The sequence below is a fragment of the Pedobacter sp. 05L430 genome, from assembly GCF_056397585.1.
This window is the reverse complement of sequence record NZ_JBFTNT010000195.1, coordinates 1-8,165: the sequence shown is the minus strand read 5'-3', so window position 1 is coordinate 8,165 and position 8,165 is coordinate 1. Positions and strand designations below refer to the sequence as shown.

The following is an 8,165-nucleotide window of genomic DNA, read 5'->3' as shown; positions in this document are numbered from 1 at the left end:
CTCCAAATCTGATTGGTTTAGACCTTCCCATTCTCCACTTTCTTTACCATCCAAGCGACCTTTTAGTTTTTTGCCTCGTAAACCTATTGCATAGTTTTTTCCAGAAACCCATGGGTTTTGTACTGCTGCGCCTGATACCTTGCAGTTCCATAATACCTGAGTTACACCCGACCAACCATGTCCGCTGCCCCAGTTGCCACGATCCTGCACATTAATTTCTCCATCGGTATCTATATTATCGTATAATGTTCCTGAAGCCCACCTGTGGTGTGGTCCAATATCGGCATGTGTTTTTCTGGATTTGCAGTTGTAAAAAACATTCGGTCCATTAACGCGGGCGCCTGTAACATAATCATGGCGTCCTTCAGTAGTTTCGAGATTCTGAAAAAGGTTTTGCTGACCTTCATTATTAAAAGAATATCTTCTGCCACCTGTAATGATAGATTTTGCATCAAAGCACTTAGAATCAGTTACTGTTATGTTTTTAGCACCTGGTCTAAGACTCACGCAGGAGTTGCCAAAATAGTAAGAACTCACATTCCTTACCCATCCATTTTCGATATGATCAAATTCAACTGCAACCCAGGCATGGTCTTCATCAACATCACCAACAAATTCCGATTCAAAACGCATGTTTTCTATTCCGTTTTCGGCTAATCTGCCTGCATACTGATATTTGAATACCTCACCACCACCGTATTTTTTATCCATAGACATTACAATCGGGTTGTCTATAGAAATCTTATTGCCGTTAATAGCCGTTATTTGTCGCTCATAACTAAGGTTGTATTCTTGTGCTGTCCATTGCTTTGTACCATCTCTGGCAATAATCTGATCCATCTTTAAGTCATGAATCCATGCTTCCGTTCCTGGTCTGAAAACTATTATACGATCGCCTTTTTTTAAGCCTTCTGATGATGCTATATTGAAAGATTTAGCACCTGTTGGTACATAGTCATCAACAATTTCTACCCTGCTGTTTTTTACTTCAATAACCTTTCCCTTTCCACTTACTTTAATTAGAGATCTTTGTCCTTTTCCGGTTGCAATAAGCTTTGTAACACCGCCCTCTCCGCGTAAAATGATACCACTTGTTTGTATAGAAATGCTTCCGGAAATGGGATAGCTCCCTTTCTTAAGTAGGATAGCCCCTCTATATCCATTTCTATCGGGTGCTAAAGCCGCAACTTCGTCAATAGCCTGCTGAATTGCCTTTCCTGCATCACCCTGTACCGGATTAAGGTTTTTAACTACTTTTATATCAGGTATTTCTATTAATCCATGATGATAGCCAACATTACTGAAATCAGGAATGGTATTTCCATTTTCATCGGGGATATAAGTAATGCTGCCATCCTTATTTACGGTAAGAAATTTTGACTTCCAAAAAGTGCCGTCCTTTTTAAAGGAAATGATAATGGGGTAGATAAACAGACAAGAGCTTATCAGAATAAGATAGAATGCCTTTAGTATGTTTTTGTTGCTGCTCATTTTTTAATATTACTGGTGCTTATTGTCAGTTGTACACATGCAATTGAGCAATAATTGAGGGATTTTTACTCTCTGTACTTGGCACAATAATCAACCGAGTTGGCATGTTGAAACAAAAAAGGCCCTGAACCATCCGGTTCAAAGCCTTTTAACTAAAAAATGTAACTCTAATGTTTTCCATGCCCATGACCATTGCCATGACCGTTTCCGTGTCCTCTTCCACGATCACCCTTCCAGCCTCTGTCGTTGCCTTTGTATTTTTTATACTTATAAGAATCGTGTCTGTCATAACCTCTATCTACATAGCGCACCTGACGGCTGTAACGAACCGGTTGAGAACGGTATGATCTGTATCTCGCATATCTTACCCTATGGTCTCTATAATAGCGATATGGCTCAGGTGAATTAATAACCACCTTATATCCATGGTATAAATCGTAATCTCTGTATCTTGGAGGTAGGCCCGCAGAGAAAGTCCAGTTCCCATTACTCAGGTAAATAAACTGTCTGGTAGGAACATAATAGTAACTCTCAATATCAGGCATATAATAATAATCAGCATGATCATAGCCTGAAGGGCCCCATGCGGGCTGAGAACCAATGTTTACGCTAAGGCTAACCTGAGCATCTGACTTGTTAGGCAAAAGCCCAATTGCCGCAAGTAATGTTAAAAATAATAGCTTTTTCATAACCAAATGTTTTAAGTGTGTGTTAAAAAATGGTAATAATGTTTATTGTAAATTAATGGTACCAATACTGGTATTCTGACCAGCTGTGACAGAAACATTAGGAATAGTAGTTTCTGCAAAACCCTCAACAGGTAATATTTTTACAGTATAGTTTCCTGTGGCTAACCCTCCAACAGTAAACATACCTGTAGCATTTGTTACAGTTCCAACGGTATCAGTTCCGGCGATAACCAAAACTTCCGGGTGACTTGTTAGTGGTAATACTACACCAGAAATTAAACCAGATGTTGCAACGGTAACACCTCTAACAACAGGTTTAAGTATATATTTTCCATTTCCAGTTGCAACAATAGATTTAGYTGCATCAAAGTCAAGAAGCAGAGAATAAGTAACCCCTGGCAACAATTCAGGATTTTCTGTAAGTTTTACTTTCCATCCAGAGCTTTGTGCACTAGGTGTTTTTAAATCTTGTACCTGGCCATCAACAACGATGGTATTGTTGTCATAAAGCACGAGTCTGATCTCAGTGATCTCGCCAGATGGCATATCGCCAGAGGCCACTAAGATATCAGGATTACTGGTGCCAATTCGAAAATCAAGAATGTTGAATATTCCATGATCAACCTCAAAGGTGTAAGGTTTACCGCCCGAAAGCAGAATTACTTGCTTTACATTTAAATTGATAGCGTCAAAATCTCCCGGAGCATCAGTCATCCTGATCTCTACCTTAGTAGTGCCAGAAGCCTGACTGTCTTTTTTACAACCTATAAGTGATGCTATTGCAATAACCAATACCATCAGGGTTGCATAAATTGTTTTGTTTTTCATAGTAGTAGAGTTTTAAATTCTTCAATTAATAACTCAAAGCTCAACTCTGAACATGAAAACAACATGAAATTCAAAAAATAATTTAATTCTTTTGAAATTTCATCTGAATTTCATGTTAGCTAACAACCTTTGTTATAGATATTGAGTGGCGCAGATGAACATGAATATGTTTTAGGAGGGGTTGAAAGTTTGCCTCGAAAGAGGTAAACTTTCTTTATATTTACATGATGAGCATTTCGATATATTTACAAACAATGGTCAGACACTTATTAACTGTAACAATAGCCATCTGTTTACTTGTTTCGCCTGCAGTATCAAATACTTTGGGAACCTCATCTCTGAAATCTTATAATCAGAAAAAAAAAGGTAAATCTGAACAAGCAGATCGTTCTAAAGGAGACAGGCAAAAGCAAGAGGTTAAGGAAGTGCCAAAATCAAGAAGACAACCAAAACCTGAGGTTGTTAAGCCCAAGGGGAGGCCAGATGTTAAACCCATCAAAGTAAGTCGCCCCAAAATTAAAAAACACTAGCCTGTATGAAATTACTATCCCTTAGTGTAATTATTTGCTTGCTAAGTATAAAAGTTAAGGCTCAAAAAGACATCGACTCTGCCGACACAAAAAAAACTACAATAACTTTGGCCGCTATATATAGCAATAACGTGAGTTACTATGGACAAACAACGGCCGAAAAGCTGCCTTATGTATTGGCCAATGCGACAGTAAGATTGCCTGTTGGTCTATATTTTTCTGCAGGTGCATATAAACTTTTAAGTGTTGGATCTGGTATTTCTGAAACAGATTTAGGAGTTGGTTATGATCATGATTTTAACGAAAGATTTACTGCCGGCGTAGGTTATAGCAGATCATTCTACCCAAAAAGTTCTCCATTATTACAAGCATCTAATGAGAATAATCTAAATGTAACAGCCGATTACAATTGGCCATGGTTTAAGAGTTCTTTATCTGCCGACTATGCTTTTGGACAAGAAAGCGATGTGTTTGCAGGATTAACAAATTCAAAACTAATAGAACTAGGTACGCTATTTAGTAAGGAAGATCTATTATCCATAGAACCTTCGATAGAAATAGTGGCAGGTACACAGCACTTTCTTAAAACTTATACGGAGCAGAAGAATAAAAAGAATAATGGTAATGGCAACGGAAATGGCAACGGTAATAGTAATGGAAATGGAAACGGAAATGGCAATAGTACAATAACCACTACTTTGCCGGCAACAAGTTTTGAACTTTTGTCGTACAATTTTAAAATACCATTGAGTTATAGTAGGTCAAGTTATATGGCCGAGGTCAGCTATCAGTTTTCTATTTTAGGTGCAAATGCCATTACTGAAGCTAAAAGGCAGCAATCTTTTATTAGCCTTGGTCTTTATTATCAATTTTAATTTCAATTGCACAAATGAAAGTACTCATAGTTGAAGACGAAAAAACACTTGCTTACGAAATGGAAACCTTTTTAAAAAAGGCATTTTACTTGTGCGATCTGGCGCATACTGTAGCACAAGGATTAGAAAAAATTGAAGTAAACAGTTACGACTTTATTCTGCTTGACCTTGGTTTGCCGGATGGCGATGGACTGTCGCTGCTTCCAAAAGCAAAAAAGCACAATCCAGAAGCTGCATATATTATTTTAACTGCCAGAGGCAACCTGGAAGATAGGATAACAGGATTAGATCTTGGGGCTGATGATTACCTTGCTAAACCTTTTTCGTTGCTAGAGCTTCAATCAAGAATGCAGGCAATTGCCCGTCGTAAATTTAATGTAAAAGAAGAAGCAATCCCACTTGGAGAATTTAGCATTGATCTTCAAAAGCGCCTTGTTCAATACAAAGAAGAACAAATTGAACTGTCGCGTAAGGAATACGATTTGTTAAGCTATCTGTTTCTACACAAAAACCGCGTTTTAACAAGAATGCAGCTGAGCGAGCATATTTGGGGCACCTTTGCCGACGATGACTATGATTCGAATTACATTGATGCACACATAAAAAACATCAGAAAAAAATTAAATTTATGGGCACCTACCGACTGGCTAGAGACAGTACGAGGTGTGGGCTATAGAATAAAGAAATAGACGTGAAACTATCTGCAAAGCTTATTTACTTCATTACCGGTTCTAAACTTGCAGTTGTGCTGTTATTTATACTTTCTATGCCCTTTTTGGTAGCAAGTATTGCGTCAGAATATACCAATTATTCATTAAGAGATCAGCAGAAGAAAGCATTAGATAAGGTGCAGAAAGATGGTATAGATTATTATCTGCAGGGCGATGACAGCTATGGARGTTATACTATGCTTAAAGAGGAATATGTTGCCATTGAGCCCGCTGCACCAGAGCTACTTATTGACACCATAAAAACAGTAGAACGTATTGTGGAGGGGGATACATTGAGTTACCGCGTACTTAACCATACTTTTAAGGCCAAAAACAAAAACTATCTGCTGGAGATCGGGAAAACTGTAGGTAGCATCAATCAATATAACAAGCCTTTGCAGCGCATAGCCTTATATGTTCTGATGGGGCTAATCGCTTTAACTATTGTAATAGACCTTATTTTTACCCGGGTATTGATAAGACCGCTTGGCAAAATCATAGAAAGCAAACTGCTAAACCGAAAGTTTCCTTTTAAAGATCAAAGTAAACCTGTAAAAACCACCACACAGGACTTTAAATATTTAGATGAGTCGCTCATCAGTTTGATGGATCAGATCAATGTCGACTTTGAAAAGGAGCGAGAGTTTACAGCCAATGCTTCTCATGAGCTGATGACTCCGATAAGCATCCTCCAAAACAAGATGGAAAACCTGCTTGCTGATGACCAGATCACTGAAGATGTGGCAATGCGCATTGTGGGAATGATGAAAACGCTGGACCGATTAAAGAAAATATCTTCCTCATTGCTGTTCATTTCAAGAATTGAGAACGATCAGTTTGTAAAATTGGCATCTGTAAAACTTACAGATTTACTGGAAGACATAAAAGAAGAGATTAGTCACAGGTTAGAGGACAAAGGCCTTACTTTTTCTATACATATTAAAGAGAAGGTTACACTAAAAAATGTTAACCACGATCTGCTTTTTCAGTTGTTCTACAACCTTATAAATAATGCAATTAAATACAATGTTGAAGGTGGGAGCGTGATGGTTACCGATGCTTTTAACAAACAAGGCGACTATCAGATTTTCATTAAGGATACGGGTATTGGCATTGCAAGTGAAGATATTGACTTTATTTTCGATCGGTTCAGGAAGGCCAATTTATCTGAAAACGTGGGTTATGGACTTGGCCTTTCAATAGTTAAAAGTATTGCATTATATCATAATATTGATATTAAGGTTGCATCTGCAGTTAAGCAGGGATCAACCTTTACAATTACTTTTCCACAGGTAATGTTGGGATAGTTTTCATATATTCATGTTTTTAAATACCATGAAATTATCTTCTATAATACAGCCACAGGAATTGATTTTACCAGGTAAAAACGATTTTATTTTATTTGATGTTAGCGCCGGATCGAAAGCCAGATATGATGAACAGCACTTAGATGGTGCCTTTTATCTTGATCTAAATACAGATCTGGCCGATATTAAGGATTTCGCTGTTGGAGGCAGGCACCCTTTACCTACGTTTGAACATTTTTCTGAAGTTTTAGCAAAATACGGGGTTACAAAAGATAGCCATGTAATTGTTTACGACGATAAGAATGGCGCTAATGCTGCTGCCAGATTCTGGTGGATGTTAAAGTCAATAGGACACCAAAAAGTTCAGGTTTTAAATGGCGGTTATGATGCTGCTGTTAAAGCGGGATTTGCTGTTAGTTCTGAGATTCCAACTCCCAAAACAGCAGAGCCTTATCAGATCACCGAATGGCAGTTACCATTAGCAGAAATAGATGAGGTAGAAGTTGCTGGTAACAGTGATAATCATGCAGTTATTGATGTTCGCGATGCTAATCGTTATGCAGGATTAACAGAACCAATTGATTTAATTGCGGGCCATATTCCTGGCGCAATAAATATTCCTTTTACTGAGAATCTGGATGCTAACGGGGATTTTTTAGCACCTGAAATACTAAAAGAGAAATATTCAAAAGCTTTAGCCGATTATAAAACGGAAAATGTGATTGTGCATTGTGGTTCTGGCGTAACGGCTTGTCATACGCTTTTAGCAATGGACTATGCGGGTTTAGAAATCCCGAAGTTGTATGTGGGCAGTTGGAGTGAGTGGAGCAGGAATAAAATCAAATGACAACCGAGCAATATCCGAAGGTTTATTTATACAGAAGAATAGTTCAGGCAAAACTATTCATCGATAACAACTATGCCGACAAAATAGACCTCAATAATATTTCTAACGAGGCCTATTTTTCAAAATTTCATTTTATTCGACTGTTCAAATCTGCTTACGGAAAAACACCCCATCAGTATTTAAAATATGTGAGAATTGAAAAGGCAAAAGAACTACTCAAAAAAGATACTCCTGTTTCTGAGGCCTGCTTTTTAGTGGGCTTCGATAGCCTTTCTTCATTCAGCGGACTATTCTCAAAGGTCGTCGGAAAATCCCCGTCAACTTATCTGAAACACCACCAAGAAAACCAAAAGAAGATCAGTTTAACACCTCTTGCCTTTGTGCCGGGTTGTTATGCCTACCAACATGGTTGGCTCGAAAATAGCAATTTTGAAGAAACTGATATTTGATTTATTGCTCAAGTTTGTAATGAGTTTAACATCTAAAGCAAATAGCCATGATTACAAAAATGACCATTACAAACATTCATGTTATAGACCAGGATAGTGCCTATGACTTCTATGTAAACAAATTGGGGTTCAAACTRGTAGACGATTTTCCAATGGGGCAGGGAACCCGTTGGCTTACCGTTTCGCCTCCCGAGCAGCCCGACCTGCAATTGGTATTGTTTCCGGTTACAGTAAGCAAAATGTTTCCCAAAGAAATAGCGGAAAACCTAATAGACCTTATCAAAAAAGGGATATTTGGCTGTGGGGTTTTAACTTGCAAAGATATTCATGCTACTTACGAGGAGCTTAAAGCCAAGGGTGTTGAATTTATAAAACCGCCAACCAAAGAGTTTTACGGAACAGATGCATTATTTAAAGATGATTCTGGTAACTATTTTTC

10 protein-coding genes are annotated in these 8,165 nt (G+C 38.0%); 7 read left to right on the top strand and 3 right to left on the bottom strand.

Going from position 1 to position 8,165, the window contains the following annotated elements:
• The 3 genes from AC1DG9_RS19545 to AC1DG9_RS19535 all read right to left on the bottom strand — a co-directional run.
• The coding region (locus AC1DG9_RS19545) for a hypothetical protein (RefSeq protein ID WP_477635076.1) at positions 1–1,491 on the bottom strand (1,491 nt) is incomplete at its 3' end.
• A 167-nt stretch (positions 1,492–1,658) separates the two neighbouring features.
• Positions 1,659–2,180, bottom strand: a complete 522-nt coding sequence (locus AC1DG9_RS19540) for a hypothetical protein (protein WP_172660233.1) — start codon at positions 2,178–2,180, stop codon at positions 1,659–1,661.
• A 42-nt stretch (positions 2,181–2,222) separates the two neighbouring features.
• Positions 2,223–3,008 carry a DUF4382 domain-containing protein gene (locus AC1DG9_RS19535; RefSeq protein ID WP_477635075.1) on the bottom strand — a complete coding sequence of 262 codons (786 nt, stop codon included), beginning with the start codon at positions 3,006–3,008 and terminating at the stop codon, positions 2,223–2,225.
• Positions 3,009–3,262: 254 nt separating this feature from the next.
• Here AC1DG9_RS19535 and AC1DG9_RS19530 point away from each other — a divergent pair, with 254 nt between their 5' ends.
• The 7 genes from AC1DG9_RS19530 to AC1DG9_RS19500 form a co-directional block, all read left to right on the top strand.
• Positions 3,263–3,538: a hypothetical protein gene (locus AC1DG9_RS19530; protein WP_172660235.1), complete on the top strand. Its 276-nt coding sequence runs from the start codon at positions 3,263–3,265 to the stop codon at positions 3,536–3,538.
• A 5-nt stretch (positions 3,539–3,543) separates the two neighbouring features.
• A complete protein-coding gene (locus AC1DG9_RS19525; protein WP_337716888.1) occupies positions 3,544–4,413 on the top strand; it encodes a hypothetical protein in 870 nt (289 codons plus the stop codon).
• A 14-nt stretch (positions 4,414–4,427) separates the two neighbouring features.
• Positions 4,428–5,102, top strand: a complete 675-nt coding sequence (locus AC1DG9_RS19520) for a response regulator transcription factor (protein ID WP_172660237.1) — start codon at positions 4,428–4,430, stop codon at positions 5,100–5,102.
• Positions 5,103–5,104: 2 nt separating this feature from the next.
• Positions 5,105–6,430: a HAMP domain-containing sensor histidine kinase gene (locus tag AC1DG9_RS19515; RefSeq protein ID WP_477635074.1), complete on the top strand. Its 1,326-nt coding sequence runs from the start codon at positions 5,105–5,107 to the stop codon at positions 6,428–6,430.
• Positions 6,431–6,458: 28 nt separating this feature from the next.
• Positions 6,459–7,277 carry a sulfurtransferase gene (locus tag AC1DG9_RS19510; RefSeq protein WP_337716893.1) on the top strand — a complete coding sequence of 273 codons (819 nt, stop codon included), beginning with the start codon at positions 6,459–6,461 and terminating at the stop codon, positions 7,275–7,277.
• Complete coding sequence (locus AC1DG9_RS19505) at positions 7,274–7,726, top strand: helix-turn-helix domain-containing protein (RefSeq protein WP_172660240.1); 453 nt, start codon at positions 7,274–7,276, stop codon at positions 7,724–7,726. Before AC1DG9_RS19510 ends, AC1DG9_RS19505 begins: the two co-directional genes overlap by 4 nt.
• A 47-nt stretch (positions 7,727–7,773) precedes the next feature.
• Positions 7,774–8,165, top strand: a 392-nt coding sequence (locus AC1DG9_RS19500) for a VOC family protein (protein WP_477635073.1), incomplete at its 3' end; no start/stop codon positions are given.

Coding starts and splice junctions, on each gene's coding strand:
- AC1DG9_RS19540 (WP_172660233.1), bottom strand. CDS start 2,180: ATGAAAAAGCTATTATTTTTAACATTACTTGCGGCAATTGGGCTTTTG.
- AC1DG9_RS19510 (WP_337716893.1), top strand. CDS start 6,459: ATGAAATTATCTTCTATAATACAGCCACAGGAATTGATTTTACCAGGT.
- AC1DG9_RS19525 (WP_337716888.1), top strand. CDS start 3,544: ATGAAATTACTATCCCTTAGTGTAATTATTTGCTTGCTAAGTATAAAA.
- AC1DG9_RS19520 (WP_172660237.1), top strand. CDS start 4,428: ATGAAAGTACTCATAGTTGAAGACGAAAAAACACTTGCTTACGAAATG.
- AC1DG9_RS19505 (WP_172660240.1), top strand. CDS start 7,274: ATGACAACCGAGCAATATCCGAAGGTTTATTTATACAGAAGAATAGTT.
- AC1DG9_RS19530 (WP_172660235.1), top strand. CDS start 3,263: ATGGTCAGACACTTATTAACTGTAACAATAGCCATCTGTTTACTTGTT.